Here is a 19944-nt window from a genome sequence, read left to right as displayed (position 1 = left end):
CTTCATAGTTGCATAGATCTCGCTGGCGGATTTAGCGACGATGCCCGAAGCTGTCTGCCGATAGAGGCCGTTGGCTCGTGACGCCAGGGTCCCGGGATAGGGGGCCAGCCTGCTCGACGACCGATCGAATGAGAGGAGAGGATGCCGGAAGACAATCAGCAGATGGCTGTCCAGGAACTGGACAGGGCATATGTGGACCTGCGCGACTTGGACGCTCAACTAGCCGATCCCCAGGCAAAGAGGAACGCCGTGCTCAAGTGTGAAAATGAAGCGTGGGCACGGATCCGGTCCGAAGAGGACCTGCCTCCCGGATGGAACCTGACAGGGCCGCTGAATGGGGAGAATGAGCAGCCGAGATCGTTCCGGCTCGACGGGCCCGGTGGCGTCACGGCTGTTATCTACGATGCGACCGGCAACGTGGTAACGTCGTATCGTCGTGCTGCGGCAGCAGTCCGTGCCATGGCAGCCATCAACTGACCAGAAGCAAACAATCCAGGAAGGCAAGCAGAGGACATGGATGCTGAACCGATGTCCACCACCGAGACGCTGGTCGAAAGGCTGCGCGTACTCCGTGGGTCCATGAGCCGAGAGGACGGCGGCTGGAAAATGCCCGACGGGCTGTGGTGGGTCGCCAACCAGCCGCTGACGAACGACTTCAACCGCGAGATCGCGGCGCCTGGATCCCTGGACAAGTTCCCCGATGGCGCCGTCGCGGTGCGTGTCGATGACGACTTCTTCGTCGTGGCGGTCCTGCCGCCAGAATTCGTCGGGCTTGGGATCGAACGCATCGTTCCGGTTCTGTGGCCGGACGTAACCGATCCGGTGTTCAAGTCGGACACCTTCGCGACCCCCAATCAACAGGCGCCGTCCGACCGTTGAAACGCCGGAACCATCCGTGGCGTGGCTTCGGCTGTCTGCACCAACCGACCATTTTGGAACGTCCGGCTCTGGAGACAACTACCGCGGATTGCGTTTCATCTGGTTCGCCCTGAAGCATGATGGCGACCAGCAGCGCGAAGACGCCGCCATGGGCGCTTCAGATTTAGCGCACGGCGCTGTAGCTTGCAGAAGGCATTCCTCCGTATGGGATACAGCAACCGGGGAGATTGACCTCACCCGCCGCTTACATGATCCTCGACAGAGAATGCGATGGTGTTGCTCTCACCTTACAGCGGTTTTTTCCGGACAGGTTTCCACCTCAAGGGCCCTAATGTCGAAATTGTCGCTCATGACCGGCTTCCGCCTTGGCGTCGTGATGGCGATGATAATCGGCGTCGTGTCGCTCTTGAGCCATACTGCCTCGCTCCACAACCCCGGGATCCTTCAGCCGATTGAACAGGGTCGTCATTCCAGCCTGCCGAACGCAGCCGTAGACAGGAATGACGTACACGGTGAAGGATCGCAAAAGGAATGCCAACCTAACCATGTCCAGGGCCACAATTCTGCTGACCACTCGCACGAGACAATGGGCTCCGCAATGACACTTGCTGCACTTGGCTGTGCAGACGAAAAGACATCGCGGAGCGAGCCACACCGAAACATCTACGGCGAACCGTTCTTCCGTCTCGACCGGCCTCCGCGTCACGGTCTCCTTGCGTGACCGCGCCCCGCGCGCGGCCTTCCATAGACCAACAACGGAGCCCTGATGATGATCGGATCTCTGCGCCGATGCTGGCCACGCTCGCTGCGCATGCCGGCGCGCACCGCTCTTTTCGCTTTCACGACCACTCTCTTAGCGCTTCCGCTCGCCGGCCTTACGGCTGCTGCTGAAGGGCTGAAACCGGACGCGGTGGCCGGCACCGACGGCCCTTCCACGGTGAAGTCGCAATCGTCCGCCGCCCTCCAGGGTGGGTTAACCGCGAGTGCGGCCCTGCGCACCGCCGTCACGCCCGACCACATGCTTCGCCATCTCGCCGCTTTGCAGGCGATCGCCGATGAGAATGGTGGAAACCGGGCTGCCGGCACGGCTGGGCACGAGGCATCGGTCGATTATGTCGCCGGGCAACTTCGCGAGGCGGGATATCAGGTCCGTTTCGAGACCGTCGAGATCCCCATCGTGCAGGAGACGCAGCCACCTCGATTGACGGCGTCCAAGGAGTCCGGGCTGGACCTCCGGGACTTTCAGCTTCACACACTGCCTTACTCCGCGGCCGGCTCCGTAGAGGCGCCGTTGCGGCCTGCGGGTGATGGTTGCGACAGGGGCGACTTCGCCCGGCTTTCAAGCGGTTCGGTCGCTCTTGTTCAACGAGGCTCCTGCTCGGTCTGGCGCAAGGTGAGGAATGCGGCCGCCGCGGGTGCAGGCGCCGTCATCGTTTACGATCAGCGCTCGGACCGCATGACACGCGCCGTCACGCAGCGGGTCGGGGAAATGACCGCCATACCAGGCGTGCGGCTTGACCATGCGACGGGCTCGGTGCTTGCCGAGGCCCTGCGACGCGGACCGATCACAGTGCAGCTGAATGTGGAGACGCGTGCATTCTCTTATCGCTCCCGCAACGTCATTGCTGATACCGCGGGAGGTGATCCCGGGTCGGTGGTGTTGATCGGGGCTCATCTGGACAGTGTTCCGGAAGGGCCGGGCATCAACGACAATGGCACCGGTGTTGCCGCGATCCTGGAAGTCGCCCGGCAGCTATCCCAGCTCGACATCAAGACAGCCAACAGGCTGCGCTTCGCGCTCTGGACCGACGAGGAGAACGAGATGCTCGGGTCACATCACCATGCCGCCTCGCTCTCGCCTGCCGAACTCAAGCGGATCATGGCCGTGCTGAACTTCGACACACTCGGATCGTCCAACTACGGGCGATTTGTCTATGACGGAGACGGCTCGGCGAGTGAAAAGGCGGCACCGCCAGGATCGGAGCGGATCGAGCGCATCTTCCGGACCTATTTCGCGGCGGTCGGGCTGACCGTTGCCGAGAAGCCGCTCGAGGACGCGTCGGATCACTTGTCATTCGTCGAGCATGGTGTGCCGGTAGGCGGGCTTCTTGCCGGCGACGGCGAAACCAAGTCCACCAGGGAAGCCGGGATGTTCGGTGGATCCGCCGGTGCGCCTTACGACTCCTGTTATCACGAAGCATGCGACACTCTCGACGCGGTCAACCGAACGGCTCTCGACGAGCTGGCCGATGCGGCTGCCCACGCCATCATCATGCTCGGGGATGCTGCCCGTGATTAGACGGCTGTTTTCACAACGACAGAACTCCTGAAGGTCGCCCAAGGGAATTCAGACATAGCCGCCGACGAGGCGAAACGGCTTGCCTCCCATGCGGGTCTTGAACCGGGCGATGCCTGGTGTCTTTTCGTTGATGCCGCCCAGGTCAAAGCCGGTGTAGCCGTGCTTGACGAGCCAGAGTACGGACTGCCAGAGCAGGAAATGGTGGGCCCGCACCGCGCGTCCCCGCTCGCTCGTCCAACCTACCTGGTACGTCGCCGCCCGCCCATGCCGGACCAGCAGGACACCGGCGACCGGCTCGCCGCCCTGCAGGGCTCGTAACACGACCAGGGGCGACTTGTCGGCCGAGGCACTGTGCATCGCCCGCAGGAACGCGGGCGACGGACCCGGGTAGCTTCTCGCGACCTTGTCCTCGAGGTAGTGCTCCATCAGCCAGTCGAACCTCTTTCCGGCCGATGTCTCCGTCTCCAGCACGAGGTTGTGCCGTTCGGCCTGACGCAGTTGGTTGCGCCACTTTCCATGCAGCCCGGCGTGAAGCGCGTCGGGGCCCGAGGCCAAGTCGAGCCAGACCGATGCGTAACCCTCGCTCCACCGCCGAAACCCGGTCGCCGACATCCGCTGCCGCGTGGCGGGATCATCGGGGAGTTCGGGGTGGAACATCAGGGGCTGGCCACGGCGCAACTGGTACCGCTGCCGGAGCATCCCCAGCACGAGCTTCAGCATCTCGCCGGGGATCTCATCGTAGATCCACAAGGGACCACGGTGGATGCGGCAGGCGGTGAGGAAAGGCAGCCATTTCCTGGTCTGAACCAGAACCAGGCCGACCGGCTTGCCTTCGAAGTGGATGATGCCGAAATCCGCCTTCCAGCCCTCGACTTTCGCCATGGCGACGCCGTACTGCCAGGTCTGGAGTAGCGTCGGCCGCTTGCAGCGGGCCAGCAGGGCCTCCCACTGGCCGAAAGTGCAGTCATTCCAGTCGATCCGGAAAGGATTGAACGGGAGCGTCATGCTGCGCGCCCATGGCCCTGGGCGCGCCTGGGCTGGTCAGGAGGGCGAGGATCGTGCGGCGCCAGCCTCTGGCGGCTGTCCGAGGGAGCGGCGAACCGCGAACGGTGTGTTTCTCTAACCGGGCGAGTGGTCATGATCTGCCTCATACCCATGAAACTTTCTCAGCGGTGAGCTTTCACCAGCAGTCAGGGTGGCAAGAACCGCCTGCCTGCTACGGTCTCGGTAGCTACTCCCATCTCAGGACGGCGGCGCGGACCTGATCCACGCCGCCCAAGTTCCTGTCACTTCTTCCTTTTCAAGTTTTCGTAGTCACCGCTCGTGCTGAGGGTGACCGTCACGGTCCCGTCACCCCGGTTACGCCAGAACCAGCCGTGATTGCCGTCGAAAGCAGCCTGGAGGGTGCCCTGGTCGCTCGCGACGCCGCGACCCTTGCTGTAGCTGTGCGTTTTGTTCGGCGCGTCGTACGGCTCGCCATGAGTGTCATGATTGACTACGCCGCCCTCGGTCTTCCAGGAGTAGGTGGCTTGCGCTCCTTTGCGCATCTCCATCTTGACCTCGACGCCTTCGCCAGGGGCGAGCGTGACCGAGGTCTCGTCGGTGCGGCCGGCCTGGGCCACCTGCGCGGGCAGGGTTGCAGCCGGTAGAGTTTCAGCCGAGGCCGGCGCGATGACGATCTGCGCCAGGAGCGTGTCCATCAGGCTGGAGCGCTGGTCCGGCGCGGCAGGGGCCTGCGGTGCTGCCGGTGTCCCGCCCTGATCGAATAGACGGTCCTGCTCCGCCTCCTCGGCGAGCTGGGCCTTGATCTCACCCATCTGCGTGAGACCCAGGACGCGCCCGATGCCGGTCGGGTCGATCCCGTACTCGGCGGGCAGGATCGTGGTGACCAGCAGGGCCGCCGCGGTGGTGGCCGCGATCAGGGTCGAGCGAACAAGCTGGGCGGAGCTTGGCAACTCGGCGCGGGAGGGAATATCGGTGTTGTACATGATCTCTTCCTTAGTCAGATGACGAACCAGCCGGTGAGCTGATAGCCGGTCAGCATGAACCCGGCGGTCATCATGGCGACGTTGGCGGTGTAGGCATGGCGCCAGAAGCTGTCGGTCCGGCGCCAGTAGCCCATCAGGATCAGGATGGCGGCGAGCGCCAGCAGCTGGCCGACCTCGACGCCGACGTTGAAGGCCAGAAGGTTGGGGATCAGGCCGTCCGGCGCGATGTCGAACTCGCGGATCTTGGTCGCGAGGCCGAAGCCGTGGAAAAGCCCGAAGACGAGGGTCGCCAGCTTCGTGTTCGGCTGGAATCCGAACCAGCGCTGGTAGGCACCGAGATTGTCGAGCGCCTTGTAGACGACCGAGAGCCCGATGATGGCGTCGATCAGGTACGAGCTGACGTTCGTGTCGAAGATCACGCCGAGCAGCAGCGTGGTCGAGTGCCCGATGGCGAACAGGCTGACATAGATGCCGATGTGGCTGGGCCTGTAGAGGAAGAAAATGACGCCGAACAGGAACAGGAGGTGGTCATAGCCGGTCACCATATGCTTGGCGCCCAGGTACATGAACGGCAGCAGATGGATTCCCGTGATTTCCTGAATGTAGCCCTTGTCCCCCTCCGCAACGCCGTGGGCGTGAGCGTCAGCACCGAATGCCATGAGGAGGGCAAGGCCAAGCAGCGCCAGAAGACCCGGTCTGTGCCGCGCATCAAGCGGCCACGGCCGGTCGTCTCGAGAAGATCCATGCATGGATGATGCCCGATGTTCGTTGATGAGATGGAGCCCGCAGGCTTTCAGTCAGGCAACGAGCAGCGAACGCGGCGGACGATCGATTCGAAAAGCTGGGGCCCGATAGGGCGAGAGTTGATAAAACAGCTGCCACTCCGGCGCCTGGTCGTGCACAACCATGGACAGGACGAGAGCCGGGCCGGGGGAGTCGTGCGAGTGATCGGCCGGGTTATGCCGGTGATCGTGTCCCGGCTCCCACTCATCCGACACCTCTTCCTCATCGAAGTGGGTGTGTTCGGCCGTGGCAAGCCCGGAAAGCGCGCTGTGCTGCCCAACTTCCGAGAGCTGGAGTGTCAGCGGATCGTGCGACGAGGAAAGGGTGTTCGAGACGGGCAGCACGCCGAGCGCCATCGCCAGCACGATGACCAACCTGATGCCTGCCGTGAGTGCTTTCATCGCCGATCGCAGCATGGTGGATTTTCTGGTAGCAAGAAAGTCGGAAACCGGTAAGCAGAAATTCGGAGTGTATGCCCGTAGTGGTCTGATCAGAAACTTTCAAAACTCCACCACTCCGCAGGGCATCAGGATCGAGCAGCTGTCGGCTCACCGTACTCACCTGATGCCCGAAAGCCGGTGTGGCTGTCCAGGCAATTGCCATATCCCCTCCAGGGGGATACCATAGACTTCATGACCCACACAAGCCATCCTGATGTGATCAACCGCCTGAAGCGGGCGCACGGTCATCTCGCCTCCACCATCGCCATGATCGAGGACGGCCGGAGCTGCCTGGAAGTTGCCCAGCAGATGCATGCCGTGATCAGGGCGCTGGAGGGTGCCAAGGCGGTGTTCATCCACGACCACCTCGGCCACTGCCTTGAGGAGGCCGCCGGGCCGCTGGCCCGCGAGAACCGCGCCGCGCTCGATGAGTTCAGGCAGATCGCCAGGTACCTGTAAACCACTGTCAGGTTCAGGGGGCCACTATGCTCTCCCCATTGATCAATCGCACGTATCGTCACCTGTTCGCTGCACAGGTCATCGCGCTGATCGGCACCGGGCTGCTGACGGTGGCGCTCGGATTGCTGGCCTACGATCTGGCCGGGGCCGATGCGGGCGCCGTGCTCGGCACGGCGCTGGCGATCAAGATGGTGGCCTATGTCGGCGTGGCGCCGGTTGTCAGCGCCTTCGCTGACCGGTTGCCCCGGCGCGCCTTCCTCGTCGCCATGGACCTGGTCCGGGCCGCCATCGCCCTGTCGCTGCCGTTCGTCACAGAAGTCTGGCAGATCTATGCCCTGATCTTCGTCCTTCAGTCGGCCTCCGCGGCCTTTACGCCCACTTTCCAGGCGACCATCCCGGAGGTTCTGCCGGACGAGGCGGAATACACCAGGGCGCTTTCGCTGGCGCGTCTCGCCTATGACCTGGAAAGTCTTGCCAGTCCCACGCTCGCGGCACTCCTGCTGGCGGTGGTCAGCTACCACGACCTGTTTGTCGGAACGGTGGTCGGCTTCCTGGGGTCGGCCCTGCTGGTCCGCACCGCGGCATTACCCAGCCCCAAGCCTGTCGATCTCCGCGGCGGGACCTACGAGCGGACGACGCGGGGTATTCGGATTTACCTGAAGACGCCGCGTCTGCGGGGACTGCTGGCGTTCAACGGCGCGGTGGCTGCGGCCGGGGCCATGGTCATCGTGAACACCGTCGTCATCGTGCGCGGCATGCTGGGCGGCTCGGAAGCCGACGTGGCGATCGTTCTGGCCGCTTACGGCGCCGGGTCGATGGTAGTTGCCTTCGTACTGCCGCACCTGCTCGAGCGGGTCACCGACCGGGCGGTTATGCTCTCAGGATCCTGGCTGCTTGCCGCCGGGACGCTCGTGATGTCCGTCCTGCTCGGTACCGGCGGCTTGCCGGCACGCCTGACGGCGGCGCTGCCGCTGCTGCTGCCGGTCTGGTTCGTGCTCGGTGCAGCGAACTCGGCCGTGCTGACGCCCTCGGGACGACTGCTGCGGCGATCCGCCCATGCCGAGGATCGCCCGGCGGTGTTCGCAGCGCAATTCGCCCTGAGCCATGCCTGCTGGCTGGTGGCCTATCCCCTGGCAGGATGGGTCGGAGCCCGTGCCGGCGTGGGTGCCGCCTTCATGGTTCTGGGTATTCTGGCCGTCGCGGCGACAGCGTTGGCAGGCCGTCTGTGGCCCTCGGGAGATCCTGTCGAGGTCGAGCACGTCCATGCCGGCTTCGGCCACGACCACCTCCATGTCCATGACGAACACCACCAGCATGCCCATGAGGGATGGGAAGGACCCGAGCCCCACGCCCATCCCCACCGGCACGCGCCGATCCGTCACAAGCACGCGCTGGTCATTGACCGGCACCACGTCGCATGGCCCCGGCAGGGCTGAAGCCCTAGGATTGCGCTGCTGAAGTTGTCTTCGATCGGAGCTTGTTGACGCTTGCCAATCCAGCTTGGGCGAGGGAGGATCTGTCATTGTCTGCAGGAGACCGCGCATGTTCCGAGCCCTTGCCCTCAGTGCTTTCCTCGCATTTACTGCGCTTGGCCTGTCGGGGGTCGCGTCAACGCAGGTGACCCACACACCGCAGCAGCCTTATGCCCATCTCCATTCCCGCCCCATTAAGGCGCTTTCCGACCAGCAGATCGCCGATCTGCGCGCCGGCCGCGGCATGGGGTACGCGCTCCCGGCCGAGTTGAACGGGTATCCCGGTCCTTCGCACACCCTGGAGAACGCTGACGCCCTCAGGCTCAGCGCTGTCCAGCGCGAGCGTACCAAAGCCTTGTTCGAGGCCATGAAGGCAGAGGCCGTACCTTTGGGTGAACGCCTGATCCAGCAGGAAACCGAATTGGAGCGGCTGTTCGCCGAGAAGGCGGTTACGCCAGCGAACCTGGAATCGGCGACGAGCGCGATCGGAGTGACGCAGGGTGCGCTGAGAGCCGCTCACCTCCGCTATCACCTAGAGCGGCGAGCGTGAAACCGGAATCAATGTTGCGCTCTATGCCGGGATGTGATTCACCGTTCATGGAGGTGGATCATGGGTCAGGGCTATTCGTCTGATTTGCGTGTACGGATCATCGGAGCGATCGAGGGTGGGAGTTCGTGCCGCTCGGCGGCCCGCCGGTTCGGCGTCAGCCCGAGTACGAGCATCCGGCTGGCGCAACGCAAGGCGAAGACCGGTTCACTGGAGCCGGCGCGGCAAGGGCGTCCGCCCGGCGGCGGCAAGCTGGCGCCCCATGCCGATCTGCTGATCGGCTGGGTGAAGGCCAAAGGCGACATCACCATGTCCGAACTGGCAGCCAAGCTGGAAGCCGCCCGCGGTGTCACGGTTCACCCGGCCTCGCTGTCGCGGTTCCTGATCGCCCGCGGCTTCAGCGTCAAAAAAACCAGACCGGCAAAACTCACTTTGCGGCGGCATACTGGGCCTCGAGACTGCGCAGGTAGGCCTGGGGATCGCGCCTGAAGCGGCTGCCTCTGGTCCGCTGCAGACGGCGAGCCTTGATGTCGGCCCGCAGGGCGAGCCAGCGGGTTCGATCGACCCCGGCCAGATCGGCGGCCTCGAGTGGCGCGAGACGGGAGACCACCCACGCGACCAGACGGGCGGGACCGCTGACCACGGTGGCCGATGAGGCCGCGCGCCGACCGGTCGTACGCCGCTGACAGTAACGGTAGGAGCCGAACAGCCCTTCCAGCGCATTGTTGGTGCCCGGCAGATCAGCGACGGTATGGCAGTGGAACAGGCCGGGGCGATAGCTGCGGGTTACCTTGAGGAAGTGACCGACCGCCTCGCACAGACCGCCGGCCCGCGCGCGGTGCCGGGACATCGCGCCGCACAGGCCGTCCAGTCGCCGGGCCACTGCCGGCGCCGGCAGCGCCTCGGTGTTCTTGATGATGTGCGCCGCCCGGTGTACCCAGCCGAACGCCCGGGCGATGTCCGGCCACAGATGCTCGGTGTCGCCCAGGGCACCGCCGACCAGCCGGCTCAGTGCCTGGACCTGCCGGTCGTCCCCCCCTTTGCCGCGACCCGCTGCAGACTGTCCGACACCGCCTCCAGCCGCGCCTTCAGCGTCAGTCCGGCAGCCTCCAGCGGCGCCCGGCCGTCAGCGCCCAGGGCGCTGCGCACCGCAGCGCAGTAGCCGCGGATCAGATCGCCCCCAGCGTCCTGACGGGCCTCGGCCGCGCGTTCGATCGGCCGGATGCCGCGGACGCGCTTCTTCAACTCCTTTTTGGCGTGCCGGTCGGCCTCGAAGATCGGACGCGCCGCCTCGCGCAGGTAGTGGAAGTGGCACAGCTGGTGCGGCACGCCGGGCAAAGCCCGGGCGACCGCAGTGCGGATCGAGAGCTGTCCGTCGCTGACCACCCCGGCCACCGGCACGCCGGCGAGCTCGGCGGCCCGGCGCAGCAGCGGCTCCAGGTCGGCGGATGTTGCCGACAGCAGGGCCCTGGCCAGCACGACGGTGCCGGACAGGCAGTCGCGGATCACCCACAGCACCTCGTGGCCCATCTGCGGCTGCAGGCCGTCGATCGCCAGGATGACCCGGCCCTGGTCCTTGAACCGGGCCCGCAGCCGGTCGGGATCGCCGGTCGCGGTGGCGACCAGTTCGTCGTAGCGGTCGAGTAGGTTGGTGACGCTGCGCTGGGAGATCGCCACGCCGCGCCGGACCAGCTCGGCATGGATCTCCGGCACGCTGGCCCGAGCGCCGTAGCGCTGCCGGCCAACCAGGGCGATCACGTCGAGCCCGAACTCCTGCTGGGGCAGCGCCAGCGCTCCTTCGGCCTCCGGTCGAAACGCCCGGTGGAAACGGGCGCAGTCCGAGTTGACGCAACGCCGGACCCTGAGCTGCAGGCCAAGCAGCCCGTCCAGTGTCACCACGGCGCGGCGGTTGATGTATTGGCAGTGCAGCCGACCGCCGCATTCCGGGCACTGTCGCGTCACCGTCTCCAGGATCCGCCACCGCGTCGGCGGCGGTCGCATCGACTGCCGGCCCATTCTACCGCCTCCCCACTCGCAACCTCACTGCGCATTCAACAGAAGGCCAGCTTTGCCGTTCTGGAAAAAAAACATTGTTGGCAAGCGAGGCCGGTCGCAGTGACGTGGCGCGGGACCGCCGGATCTGGCGGGACAATCGTCAGCCCCGGATGCGCGAGGAGCCGGAGCGGCTGGTGTTCATCGACGAGACCGCCACCACCACGAAGAGATGACCGTTGTGTCCCCGCGAGTGGTGTAGGAGAGCTGTGGGTAAGTGGCCCGCCGAAGCGCCTTCTCGAGCTGGCGTAGGCGGGCCACTTATCCATAGCGGCGGTCATCGCGGACTCCGGTAGGTTCGGGTTGCGACACCTTGAACGGACCTGGAGAGGACCACGATGACCGTGGACAGAATGATCCTTCGTGAGCTCTTGGAGAAGGGCTCTGACGAGGACCTGCTGCGTGAGATGATCGGCTTCGTCGCCCAGCGCATGATGGACCTGGAAGTGGAAAGCCTATGCGGCGCCGCGCCCGGGGAACGGACGCCCGAACGCACCAACCAGCGCAACGGCTACCGCGAGCGGGCCTGGGACACCCGCGCCGGCACGCTCACGCTGCAGATCCCCAAGCTGCGCAAGGGCTCCTATTTTCCCGGCTTCCTGGAGCCCCGGCGCACGGCGGAGAAGGCGCTCGCGGCGGTCATTCAGGAAGCCTATGTCCACGGCGTCTCGACGCGCAGCGTCGATGAGCTGGTCAGGGCGATGGGCATGACCGGGATCAGCAAGTCCCAGGTCTCGCGGCTGTGCGAGGACATCGACACGCGCGTCGGCACCTTCCTGAGCCGCCCACTGGAAGGCGACTGGCCATACCTGTGGATTGACGCCACCTACGTGAAGGTGCGCGAGGGCGGGCGGATCATCTCGGTGGCCGTGATAGTCGCCGTGGCGGTCAACACCGACGGCCGACGCGAGGTGCTCGGCCTGGAGGTCGGCCCTTCCGAAGCCGAGGTGTTCTGGACCCGGTTCCTGCGCTCGCTGACACGCCGTGGCCTGCGTGGCGTGAAGCTGGTGATCTCCGATGCCCACGAGGGGCTGAAGGCGGCCGCGTCCAAGGTGCTCAGCGCGACCTGGCAACGGTGTCGAATTCATCATTTTTATCGCAACGCGCTGGCCCATGTCGGCCCGTCGCAGCGGGCCATGGTGGCGGCCGCCATCCGCACCGCATTCACCCAGGAGACGGCCGAGGCCGCCCATCGGCAATGGCGGCAGGTCGCCGATGGCTTACGTGAGCGCTTTCCCAAACTGGCTGCCCTGATGGACGAGGCCGAGTATGACGTGCTGGCCTACATGGACTTCCATTGCGATCACTGGGCCAAGATCAGCTCGACGAATCCGCTCGAACGTGTCAACGGCGAGATCAAGCGGCGCACCGACGTGGTCGCCATCTTCCCCAATGACGCGGCGATCCTTCGGCTCACCGGTGCCATCCTGCTCGAGCAGAACGACGAATGGGCAGTCGGCCGCCGTTATATGAGCCTGGAGACCATGACCCCGCTCGGGCATACTGACAGCGTCAGGCTGTCGGCAGTGACTGCCTGACCGGCCCAACCGGCCGGAGAGCGATGACTATGCCCCTCGCTCCTACACCACTTCCCGGGACACGATCAAGATGACCCGGCTGCGGGGCCGGGCACCTTGCGGGCAGCGCCTCAAGGCCCAGGCCCCGTTCGGCCACTGGGGCACCCAGACCTTCATCGCCGCCTTGCGCTGCGACGGCCTGACCGCCCCGTGGATCGTCACCGGAGCGATGAACCGCTGCCTCTTCGAAACCTATGTGGAAACCCAGCTCGCGCCGACCCTGCGGCCGGGCGACGTCGTCATCCTCGACAACCTGTCCAGCCACAAAAGCGAAAAGGCCAAGGCCATCCTCAAGCAACGCGGCGCCTGGTTTCTCTTCCTGCCGCCCTACAGCCCCGACCTCAATCCGATCGAGATGGCCTTCGCCAAGCTCAAGGCCCATCTCCGACGCATCGGCGCCCGCACCATCGAGGAACTCTGGAAAGCCGTCGGATCGATCTGCGATCTATACACTCCTGACGAGTGCTGGAACTATCTCAGACACGCAGGATATGCGTCAGATTAAAGGCTCGAAGCTCTAGCGATGATGGAGGTGCTGACGCCGGAGCAGGTCCAGCGCTATACCGAGGCTCGAGGTTATGGTGGGCATCGACAAGACGGATACAGCACCCACGCCCCTTGACCCGGTGAACCGCTTATCCCCACACATGGAATAAAACCGCGAATAATACGTCTTCCCAGCAGTGTTCGTCAGGTTCCAGTCAGAAATTCGCCATGCCACAGCCGTCAATCGCCTCCCGCCGGCGTATCGCCGCAATGTCCCTGGCCTTCGTCTTCCTGGCGGCTGGTGCGGCGACTGCCCACGAGGGCGCAACCGGCGTGGTGGCGCAGCGGATGGACGTCATGAAGCAGATGGGCCAGCACATGAAGGCTCTGGGCGCCATGCTGGCGGGCAAATCGGCCTTCGATCAGGGGACGGCAAAGCAGCTCGCCGAGAGCATGCACCATCACTGCGAGCATGTCGCGCACATGTTCCCGCCGGGCAGCGACGGTCACCATACTGAGGCCACTCCCGCCGTCTGGACCAATCGGACGGAATTCGGCGCCAGCATGCGTCGCTTGGATGCCGCCGTCGAGGAACCCGTGGCCGCGGCTGCCTCCGGCGATAAGGCGCAGCTGGCGGCGGAATTCAAGGCTGTCGGTCAGGAATGTTCCAGCTGCCTTGATAATGTCCGACAGAAGAAGAAATGAACGTTGGGAACACCTGGATTTCGGGTGTTCTGGATGTGAAGGTACGAGGGTCTGCCTTGCCGGTGACACCCACGAGATGACTGAGGGCCCAATTTTTCTGATCCCAGGCGCACGCTGGTCTACATCACAATGACGGCTCCGATTCGCTTGGCATGGCGACAGAGATCGGCTCTTCCAGCAGATCCAAACGGAAGACTTCCATCGGTTGTGCCTTGCCGCGGACGTGGAGCAAGCCGAGTGACGAGGCCTTCATTCCGGGCGGCAACTGCAGCCGGTCGAGGACCGAACGGCTGGCCAGGAGACTGACCTCTCTGGTACGGGCCAGCTGTTCCAGCCGTGCGGCGGTATTCACCGTATCACCCAGGAAGGCGATCTTCCGCTTGACCTCTCCGACCTCGCCGGCCACCACAGGGCCGAGATGCAGGCCAGCTCGAAAGGCGACCTCATAGCCGTACGTCCGACGAAACTCTACCTGGCGGGCTGCCAATCTCTGCGCGAGCACGGGGAAAAAGTCTAGGGCGGTAACGGCACTCCCGTCTAGGAACCAAGTCACGATAACTTCATCGCCGATATAATCATGCACCTCGCCACCACAATCGCGTGTTGCACGGCCGACCATTCGGAAAAAATCGTCCAGATAGGCGTGAAACTTGAGATCGCCAATCTGCTCGGCGATGGTGGTCGAGTGACAAATATCCAGGAAAAGAAAGAGACGCTCTTCGCGCCGCGGCCGGTGGTAACGCCCAATGAGAAAGTTAAACAGCATACCGGGACCAAGAAGCTTATTCACGGCGAACAGGATATTGACCACAATGGCTGCGAGCATCGCCACCACCACCGTTTCCCGATGGACGAAGAGATCGACCAGTGCTGGGCCATCGGAATGATGTGTCAGGCGCGCGCCAATCTTGGTGCCGAGTAGGATCCAAACAGTGTATCCGGCAGACTTGATCAGGACGAGCCAACCAAACGGCCAACGGCGCGTCGCCGAAGGAACGAGCCAGCGAAGATGGGTCTCATACACAGCGAGCGGCAGGCCAATGACCGCTGCCACAACAAGGGCATTAACGGCGCCCTCAAGGGGTGACGGGTCCGTAAGCGCCCCATACAATGCTGCCAGAAGCAGGCCGCCAATGACGAGGCAAACGAAGTACCGTAAGGCCAATCCTTGTGAATCTCCCCTCTTCGCCACCGGCAGGAAGTTGGGGCAGCCACCGCAATGACCGCCCCAGTGCCTCAGAACCAGAAGCGCACGCCCGCCACCAGGGACAAGTCACTCGGATCCTCGCCGTGCTCGCGGGCAATGTCGGCGGTCTCGCCCAGCTTCCGCTCCCAGTTCACGCCGATATAGGGGGCGAACTCGCGGACGACCTCGTAGCGCAGGCGCAGTCCCAGCTCCACGTCGTTGACGCCGGGACCGACATCAAGCTCGCGGACCCGCTGCGCCGAGACGTTGACCTCGGCGGCCGGCTGGAGGATGAGCTTCTGCGTGATGAGCAGGTCGTACTCGGCCTCCAGGCGGGCGCTGAAGTCGCCGTCCTCGCTGACGAACAGCTGGGCGGTCACGTCGAAGAAGTACGGGGCCACGCCCTGGAACCCGATCACGCCGTAGGTCGTCTGCGGCTGTGGCCTTACGTCGTGGCGGATGCCAATCTGCGCGTCCCAGAACTCCGACGTCATGCGGCTGTAGAGAAGCTGGAATTCAGCCTCCTCCACCTCCCCATCGACGGGCTTGCTGCCCTCGGCATTGAACCAAACCTTGTTGGTGTCTCCGCCGACCCAGCCCTGAGCGTCCCAGTTGATCGAGTTCTCACCGTCCCGCCAGCGGTGCTCGAACTGGTCGATGAGAAGCGTCCCGACAACCGGCGGCTCCTCGTGGAACTGCTCGGGCGGTTGCTCCTCGGCGGCCCGGGCCGAGCCCGCCGAAATCGCCAGCAGGATGGCCCCGGCCATGAGGGCGGCCCTGTGCGGGACCATTGTCGTCATTGTCATCCGTCGTTCCTGGATCAGAGGCTTGCCGTGCGGGGTTCGACGATGAAGCGCGTCATCATGCCCGAGGCCATGTGGTAGAGGAGGTGACAGTGGAAGGGCCACTCACCGGGCTCGTCCGCAGTCAGCTGCACCGTCGTGACCTGGCCCGGCGGGACGAGCACGACATGCTTCTTGGGCATCCGATCCGTCTGGCCGTTTTCAATCTCCACGAACATCCCGTGCAGGTGCATCGGGTGGGCCATCATGGTCGTGTTCACGAAGCGGATCCGGACACGGTCACCATAGGCTACCCGGATCGGGGCTCCCTCATCGAACTTCTCCCCGTTCAAAGTCCAGATGTAGCGCGACATCATGCCCGTCAGCTGGACCTCGATCTCATGGGAGGGCTCACGCAGATCCTTGGCCTTGGAAAGTGCCTTCAGATCCGCGTAGGAGAGGGCCTTGGCACCGGGCGGTGTACCTGCATCGCCCCAGCCCACCGCCTGATCCTTGCTTCCCGCCTTACCCTGGTTCATGCCCGGCATACTGCCCTGGTCCATACCAGGCATATTGCCGTGATCCATTCCCTGCATGGCGCTATGATCCATGCCCTGCATGGCACCATGGTCCATTCCAGGCATGTTGCCATGGTTCATACCCTGCATGGCGCTATGATCCATTCCGGGCATACTGCTGTGATCCATGCCCGCCATCGAGCCATGGTCCATACCGGGAGCCATCGCCATGTCGGCCATGGTCAGGATGGCGCGGGGGCGCCGCTCGGGGATGTCGCCTTCCACCCCTTCGCGGGTCGCGATCGTCGCCCGGGCGAAGCCCGTGCGGTCGATCGATTCGGCGAAGAAGGTGAAAGGCTTGTCTTCCGTGGGCATGACGATGACGTCGTAGGTTTCCCCAACGCCAAAGCGGAACTCATCGACCTTCACCGGCACCACGTTCTGCCCGTCGGCAGAAACCACGGTCATTGGCAGTCCAGGGATGCGGACGTCGAAGATCGACATGGCCGAACCGTTGATGATCCGCAGACGCACCCGCTCACCCGGATTGAAGACAGCCGTCCAGTTATCCCGCGGCCCCTTGCCGTTGACTAGGAACTGGTAGCCGGTCACGTCGGCGAGGTCGGTGGCGTCCATGCGCATCTCGCCCCAGGCGAGGCGATCGTTGATCGTAGCTCCCAGGCCATCGCGCCGGGCGTCCCGGAAGAAGTCGATCAGGGTACGCTTATTGTTGTTGTAATAGCCCTCACTGACCTTGAGCTTGCGCAGGACGTTTTCGGGGTCCTCCGGCGTGTGGTCGGAGAGCAGAACCACGTAGTCGCGGTCGGCCCGGACGGGATCACGCCCGGCGGGCTCGATCACGATGGCCCCGTACATGCCCTCCTGCTCCTGCGAGGCGGAGTGGCTGTGGTACCAGTAGGTGCCCGCCTGGCGCAGCTTGAAGCGGTAGGTGTAGGTCTCGCCGGGACCAATTGGCACGAAACCATTGAACCCGGGAGCCCCATCCATGACGCCCTGGAGCAGGAGCCCGTGCCAATGAATTGAGGTTCCCTCATCCAGCCGGTTGGTCACATAGATAACCACTTCCTGGCCCTCGCGCCATCGCAGCGTGGGCGCTGGTATCGAACCGCCGATGGAGATGGCGCTACTGGTTTCACCGTCGATGGTGATGCGGGTCCGTTCGACTGCCAAGTTGAGCGATTGGTCTGCGGCCGCGAAGACGCGGCGCCCAGGATAGACCGTGATGATGCCCGCCAAGCCCGCCGCTCCGGCGAGCTTGAGGGCGTCGCGGCGGGAAAGGCCGCGCCGTGCAGTGTGCATGTGCCCTTCCTTCAACGCTTGAACTCGACCTTGCCGACCATCCCGGACTCGTAGTGGCCGGGTATGTTGCAGGCGAACTCTAGGGCGGTGTCCTTGGTGAACTTCCAGGTCAGTTCCTTGGTCTGACCGGGCTCGACAAGGACGCTGTTCGGGTCGTCATGTTTCATCTCGGCCATTCCCATTTTGGAATGGTCCATACCGCTCATGTTCTTGTTGATACCTGTCGGCGTCAGCATGCCGTGCTCCATCATCATGGCCATTTCCTTCTGATGGGAGGCGTGCATGGCGGCCGTGCCGATATTGAACTCGTGCAGGAACTCGCCCTGGTTCTTGAGAACGAAGCGGACCGTCTCCCCGGCTTTCACTTGAACGGATTCCGGACTGTAGAAATTGTCACCCAGTTCGATTTGCACGGTCCGCTTGGCGGCCGAAGCCTTCGCAGGCTCGCCGATCCCATGTTTGTGACCGGCGTCGGCCAGAGCGATGCCGGATGTGGCAAGGAGACTGGCCCCAGTCATCAGGGCGGCGATGGCGTTCAGAATGCGAGAGTTCAGACGCATGTCGAGTGTCCTCTGTCTCTGGCCTCGCCGAGGCGGGCGAAAGCCAGGAAGATTGCGGCTCCCAGCCAAGGATGGCCAGGAAGGCAAGGAATTGAGTCGAAACGTGCAGCGACCGACCAGCCTTGAGATCAAGCAACGGGATGAGGGTCGGCGAGCCGGTAAGGCACGGGCACGCGAAGGGCGTGCGCGGCTGGGGCATCGCAGGTTAACCGTTCCCGGTCAGGAATCTTGAGCTGGATCGATGCGCTGGTTGCAGTGCGTCCCACTTACGGGGATGAGCGCTGCAAAGCCTCAGGCCCGTGCAACTCCGCGGGCAGAGGGCCTCAGATCGAGGTCCTGGGAGGGCGGCGCAAGGGAGGTACGGAGCGCTTCCTGAGCAAATCGTCACTCACGATCTGCAGACGAGCGGGCACCCACTCGATGGGCTTTACCTGCAGATAGCTCGGCTCCAAGGCCGCTACGCTACTACAGACCATCACACAGCACCCTCCGTGAGAGAGCTTAGAAGGGTCTTCCTGGTCGCCCTGGTGCTGATGATTATCGTGGCTCTTGTGCCCCGGCTGCTCGTCGCAGTCGGCCGCAGGCTCTTCGCCCATCGGCATATCGTGGTGGGACATGTCGGCCATCGCGGCATCAGGCATGGCCACGCCTCCCCAGCCAAGGAGGAGACCGAACAGTACAGCCGCTAGAAAGCGTGTGAAGCGCATGCCCACTGTCATTCCATGCCCACGGGCGATGCCCGATCTCCCGTTTATATCGCACCAGTCAGAACTGGTTGCAAGAGCGCTTTTATCCCGGTGGGTGGCATTGTTACCCCCTGAGGTGGTCTATGTTGCAGATGATGCTCAGGCCCAACACCTCGACCTGGACACTATCATCTTGTTTAGAATTCGAGGCATGCACCATTTGCAATATTTCGTAACATTTCGAAATCAACAAGACAATCCTGTCCTGCTATAGGTAAGTCTCGCAGCAGCAATACAAACAAAAAACTGAAAATTCTTCAAAATGAGTGAACTCCGGTTGGATGCCCGGCTTCAAACACCAGGATGAAAATCGATGATAGCCGCAGTCAGATCCTTCATGAGCAATCCAGATCTAAGAAAAGTTTTCGGCAAAGTGGTTGAGATTTTAGTGAAACAGTCTCTGCCCCTCCGGATTGCTGCTTGGGCTCTGGGGGGTTTGATGATGGTCATGATGCACCCCGCGTTGGCCGATGAGCCGGCAGAGCTGGGCGACATACGTATAGAAGCTGGAACCGCAACTCCGGCCGAGAAAGGTGGTCGGTCAAAAGTAAGATTTCGAATCATAAACAACAGCCGCACAGGCCTACATCTTACTGGCATATCAACCCCAGTGGCCAAAAACACTGAGCTTGTCGCGCGTGTTGGCAGCAGAGAAACGTCGGTTCTGCAATCAATAGGCATTCGCTCAGAAGAAACATTAGACCTTACAACTTCTCACCTCCATTATGTGCTTCACCCTCTGCGGAAAGCTCTCCATTCTGGAGATGAGTTTTCAATAACGCTGCACTTTACAGGTTGGAGCAGAAGTACTTCGATCCATGTTCACTAGGGCCTGTTAGAGCTCGGAAAACATAGCCATCTATGGGAGTTGTCAGTTGAACAGCGAACCCAAGGTCTGAGTGGCGGGCAGTAGGCGGTCGTTGAGGTTGGTGCCTGTCCGGAGGGCACTTCCGATAGGATAATATCTGAGACAACGGTGCTGACGCGCGAAACTACTGACGCGCTGAAACGAAGTCAATGATTTAAGATAAATCAGAATCTCCCTCGGTTTTGCTAATGTTACGAAATGTAACATGACTACCCGGTGCGGGAACCAAAGCCTGAGGAGTAGAGTTCACCCTGCTGACTCCACAAGCGCACTGGAA

21 protein-coding genes and 1 pseudogene are annotated in these 19944 nt (G+C 63.3%); 13 read left to right on the top strand and 9 right to left on the bottom strand.

Translation table 11 applies throughout. The features are described from left to right. The first annotated feature begins 141 nt into the window (after nt 1-141). The 3 genes from JL101_RS27630 (at nt 142) to JL101_RS27620 (ending at nt 3178) form a co-directional block, all read left to right on the top strand. The gene (locus JL101_RS27630) at nt 142-477 is read left to right on the top strand and encodes a hypothetical protein (RefSeq protein ID WP_201075875.1); all 336 of its coding nucleotides are present in this window, start codon (nt 142-144) and stop codon (nt 475-477) included. A gap of 36 nt (nt 478-513) precedes the next feature. Then, nucleotides 514-879, top strand: a complete 366-nt coding sequence (locus JL101_RS27625) for a hypothetical protein (RefSeq protein WP_228435202.1) — start codon at nt 514-516, stop codon at nt 877-879. A 766-nt stretch (nt 880-1645) separates the two neighbouring features. Then, entirely contained in the window at nt 1646-3178 is a 1533-nt protein-coding gene (locus JL101_RS27620; protein ID WP_201075871.1) for a M20/M25/M40 family metallo-hydrolase, read from the top strand. A 48-nt stretch (nt 3179-3226) separates the two neighbouring features. Here the strand turns inward: JL101_RS27620 and JL101_RS27615 are convergent, their stop codons facing one another. From JL101_RS27615 to JL101_RS27600, 4 genes are all read right to left on the bottom strand, one after another. Next, nucleotides 3227-4183: a lipid II:glycine glycyltransferase FemX gene (locus JL101_RS27615; protein ID WP_201075869.1), complete on the bottom strand. Its 957-nt coding sequence runs from the start codon at nt 4181-4183 to the stop codon at nt 3227-3229. 281 nt (nt 4184-4464) lie between these two features. Further along, nucleotides 4465-5166, bottom strand: a complete 702-nt coding sequence (locus tag JL101_RS27610; protein ID WP_201075868.1) for a transmembrane anchor protein — start codon at nt 5164-5166, stop codon at nt 4465-4467. Between the two features lie 14 nt (nt 5167-5180). Continuing rightward, complete coding sequence (locus JL101_RS27605; RefSeq protein ID WP_228435201.1) at nt 5181-5825, bottom strand: HupE/UreJ family protein; 645 nt, start codon at nt 5823-5825, stop codon at nt 5181-5183. 138 nt (nt 5826-5963) lie between these two features. Then, nucleotides 5964-6365: a hypothetical protein gene (locus JL101_RS27600; RefSeq protein WP_201075864.1), complete on the bottom strand. Its 402-nt coding sequence runs from the start codon at nt 6363-6365 to the stop codon at nt 5964-5966. 216 nt (nt 6366-6581) lie between these two features. Between JL101_RS27600 and JL101_RS27595 the strand changes: the two genes are divergently transcribed. From JL101_RS27595 to JL101_RS27580, 4 genes are all read left to right on the top strand, one after another. Then, nucleotides 6582-6848 carry a metal-sensing transcriptional repressor gene (locus JL101_RS27595; protein WP_201075862.1) on the top strand — a complete coding sequence of 89 codons (267 nt, stop codon included), beginning with the start codon at nt 6582-6584 and terminating at the stop codon, nt 6846-6848. Nucleotides 6849-6874: 26 nt separating this feature from the next. Then, nucleotides 6875-8284, top strand: coding sequence for an MFS transporter (locus JL101_RS27590; RefSeq protein WP_201075855.1), 1410 nt, complete (start codon nt 6875-6877; stop codon nt 8282-8284). Nucleotides 8285-8390: 106 nt separating this feature from the next. After that, a complete protein-coding gene (locus JL101_RS27585; protein ID WP_201075853.1) occupies nt 8391-8870 on the top strand; it encodes a hypothetical protein in 480 nt (159 codons plus the stop codon). Nucleotides 8871-8930: 60 nt separating this feature from the next. Continuing rightward, complete coding sequence (locus JL101_RS27580; RefSeq protein ID WP_201075851.1) at nt 8931-9356, top strand: transposase; 426 nt, start codon at nt 8931-8933, stop codon at nt 9354-9356. On the opposite strand, the gene JL101_RS27575 is transcribed toward JL101_RS27580, so the two are convergent. Beyond that, nucleotides 9295-10796, bottom strand: a protein-coding gene (locus JL101_RS27575; RefSeq protein ID WP_203098284.1) for an ISNCY family transposase whose coding sequence is annotated in 2 segments (ribosomal slippage) — nt 9295-9899 and nt 9899-10796 — 1503 coding nt in all. Because the reading frame shifts where the segments join, the coding sequence is not laid out codon by codon here. The two genes, JL101_RS27580 and JL101_RS27575, sit on opposite strands and share 62 nt — an antisense overlap. Before the next feature lie 164 nt (nt 10797-10960). Here JL101_RS27575 and JL101_RS36620 point away from each other — a divergent pair. The 4 genes and pseudogenes from JL101_RS36620 (at nt 10961) to JL101_RS27560 (ending at nt 13687) form a co-directional block, all read left to right on the top strand. Further along, a complete protein-coding gene (locus tag JL101_RS36620) occupies nt 10961-11095 on the top strand; it encodes a hypothetical protein (protein ID WP_267133543.1) in 135 nt (44 codons plus the stop codon). Nucleotides 11096-11257: 162 nt separating this feature from the next. Next, entirely contained in the window at nt 11258-12457 is a 1200-nt protein-coding gene (locus JL101_RS27570; protein WP_201075849.1) for an IS256 family transposase, read from the top strand. A gap of 61 nt (nt 12458-12518) precedes the next feature. Beyond that, nucleotides 12519-13001: pseudogene (locus tag JL101_RS27565) on the top strand (IS630 family transposase); the annotation flags it as partial. A 251-nt stretch (nt 13002-13252) separates the two neighbouring features. Then, a complete protein-coding gene (locus tag JL101_RS27560; RefSeq protein ID WP_201075845.1) occupies nt 13253-13687 on the top strand; it encodes a c-type cytochrome in 435 nt (144 codons plus the stop codon). A gap of 124 nt (nt 13688-13811) precedes the next feature. Here JL101_RS27560 and JL101_RS27555 read toward each other — a convergent pair whose 3' ends face one another. From JL101_RS27555 to JL101_RS27540, 4 genes are all read right to left on the bottom strand, one after another. Then, nucleotides 13812-14852, bottom strand: coding sequence for an adenylate/guanylate cyclase domain-containing protein (locus JL101_RS27555; protein WP_201075843.1), 1041 nt, complete (start codon nt 14850-14852; stop codon nt 13812-13814). A gap of 71 nt (nt 14853-14923) precedes the next feature. Further along, nucleotides 14924-15679 carry a copper resistance protein B gene (locus JL101_RS27550; protein ID WP_228435200.1) on the bottom strand — a complete coding sequence of 252 codons (756 nt, stop codon included), beginning with the start codon at nt 15677-15679 and terminating at the stop codon, nt 14924-14926. Nucleotides 15680-15693: 14 nt separating this feature from the next. Continuing rightward, nucleotides 15694-17493, bottom strand: a complete 1800-nt coding sequence (locus JL101_RS27545; protein ID WP_201075841.1) for a copper resistance system multicopper oxidase — start codon at nt 17491-17493, stop codon at nt 15694-15696. Nucleotides 17494-17504: 11 nt separating this feature from the next. Beyond that, a complete protein-coding gene (locus tag JL101_RS27540; RefSeq protein WP_201075840.1) occupies nt 17505-18053 on the bottom strand; it encodes a cupredoxin domain-containing protein in 549 nt (182 codons plus the stop codon). Between the two features lie 491 nt (nt 18054-18544). On the opposite strand from JL101_RS27540, the gene JL101_RS27535 reads away from it, so the two are divergent. Continuing rightward, a complete protein-coding gene (locus tag JL101_RS27535; RefSeq protein WP_201075839.1) occupies nt 18545-18742 on the top strand; it encodes a hypothetical protein in 198 nt (65 codons plus the stop codon). A gap of 370 nt (nt 18743-19112) precedes the next feature. Next, a complete protein-coding gene (locus JL101_RS36995) occupies nt 19113-19628 on the top strand; it encodes a copper chaperone PCu(A)C (protein ID WP_201075838.1) in 516 nt (171 codons plus the stop codon). Nucleotides 19629-19944: the final 316 nt, after the last annotated feature.

Source organism: Skermanella rosea, assembly GCF_016806835.2.
Taxonomy (GTDB): domain Bacteria; phylum Pseudomonadota; class Alphaproteobacteria; order Azospirillales; family Azospirillaceae; genus Skermanella; species Skermanella rosea.
Note: the sequence above shows the minus strand (reverse complement) of the source record. Positions and strands in the feature narration are given on the sequence as shown.

Excerpts from the sequence above, each read along its gene's own strand:
- JL101_RS27630 (WP_201075875.1), top strand. The coding sequence starts at position 142 with ATGCCGGAAGACAATCAGCAGATGGCTGTCCAGGAACTGGACAGGGCA.
- JL101_RS27625 (WP_228435202.1), top strand. The coding sequence starts at position 514 with ATGGATGCTGAACCGATGTCCACCACCGAGACGCTGGTCGAAAGGCTG.
- JL101_RS27620 (WP_201075871.1), top strand. The coding sequence starts at position 1,646 with ATGATGATCGGATCTCTGCGCCGATGCTGGCCACGCTCGCTGCGCATG.
- JL101_RS27615 (WP_201075869.1), bottom strand. The coding sequence starts at position 4,183 with ATGACGCTCCCGTTCAATCCTTTCCGGATCGACTGGAATGACTGCACT.
- JL101_RS27610 (WP_201075868.1), bottom strand. The coding sequence starts at position 5,166 with ATGTACAACACCGATATTCCCTCCCGCGCCGAGTTGCCAAGCTCCGCC.
- JL101_RS27605 (WP_228435201.1), bottom strand. The coding sequence starts at position 5,825 with ATGGCATTCGGTGCTGACGCTCACGCCCACGGCGTTGCGGAGGGGGAC.
- JL101_RS27600 (WP_201075864.1), bottom strand. The coding sequence starts at position 6,365 with ATGCTGCGATCGGCGATGAAAGCACTCACGGCAGGCATCAGGTTGGTC.
- JL101_RS27595 (WP_201075862.1), top strand. The coding sequence starts at position 6,582 with ATGACCCACACAAGCCATCCTGATGTGATCAACCGCCTGAAGCGGGCG.
- JL101_RS27590 (WP_201075855.1), top strand. The coding sequence starts at position 6,875 with ATGCTCTCCCCATTGATCAATCGCACGTATCGTCACCTGTTCGCTGCA.
- JL101_RS27585 (WP_201075853.1), top strand. The coding sequence starts at position 8,391 with ATGTTCCGAGCCCTTGCCCTCAGTGCTTTCCTCGCATTTACTGCGCTT.
- JL101_RS27580 (WP_201075851.1), top strand. The coding sequence starts at position 8,931 with ATGGGTCAGGGCTATTCGTCTGATTTGCGTGTACGGATCATCGGAGCG.
- JL101_RS27570 (WP_201075849.1), top strand. The coding sequence starts at position 11,258 with ATGACCGTGGACAGAATGATCCTTCGTGAGCTCTTGGAGAAGGGCTCT.
- JL101_RS27560 (WP_201075845.1), top strand. The coding sequence starts at position 13,253 with ATGTCCCTGGCCTTCGTCTTCCTGGCGGCTGGTGCGGCGACTGCCCAC.
- JL101_RS27550 (WP_228435200.1), bottom strand. The coding sequence starts at position 15,679 with ATGACAATGACGACAATGGTCCCGCACAGGGCCGCCCTCATGGCCGGG.
- JL101_RS27545 (WP_201075841.1), bottom strand. The coding sequence starts at position 17,493 with ATGCACACTGCACGGCGCGGCCTTTCCCGCCGCGACGCCCTCAAGCTC.
- JL101_RS27540 (WP_201075840.1), bottom strand. The coding sequence starts at position 18,053 with ATGCGTCTGAACTCTCGCATTCTGAACGCCATCGCCGCCCTGATGACT.
- JL101_RS36995 (WP_201075838.1), top strand. The coding sequence starts at position 19,113 with ATGATAGCCGCAGTCAGATCCTTCATGAGCAATCCAGATCTAAGAAAA.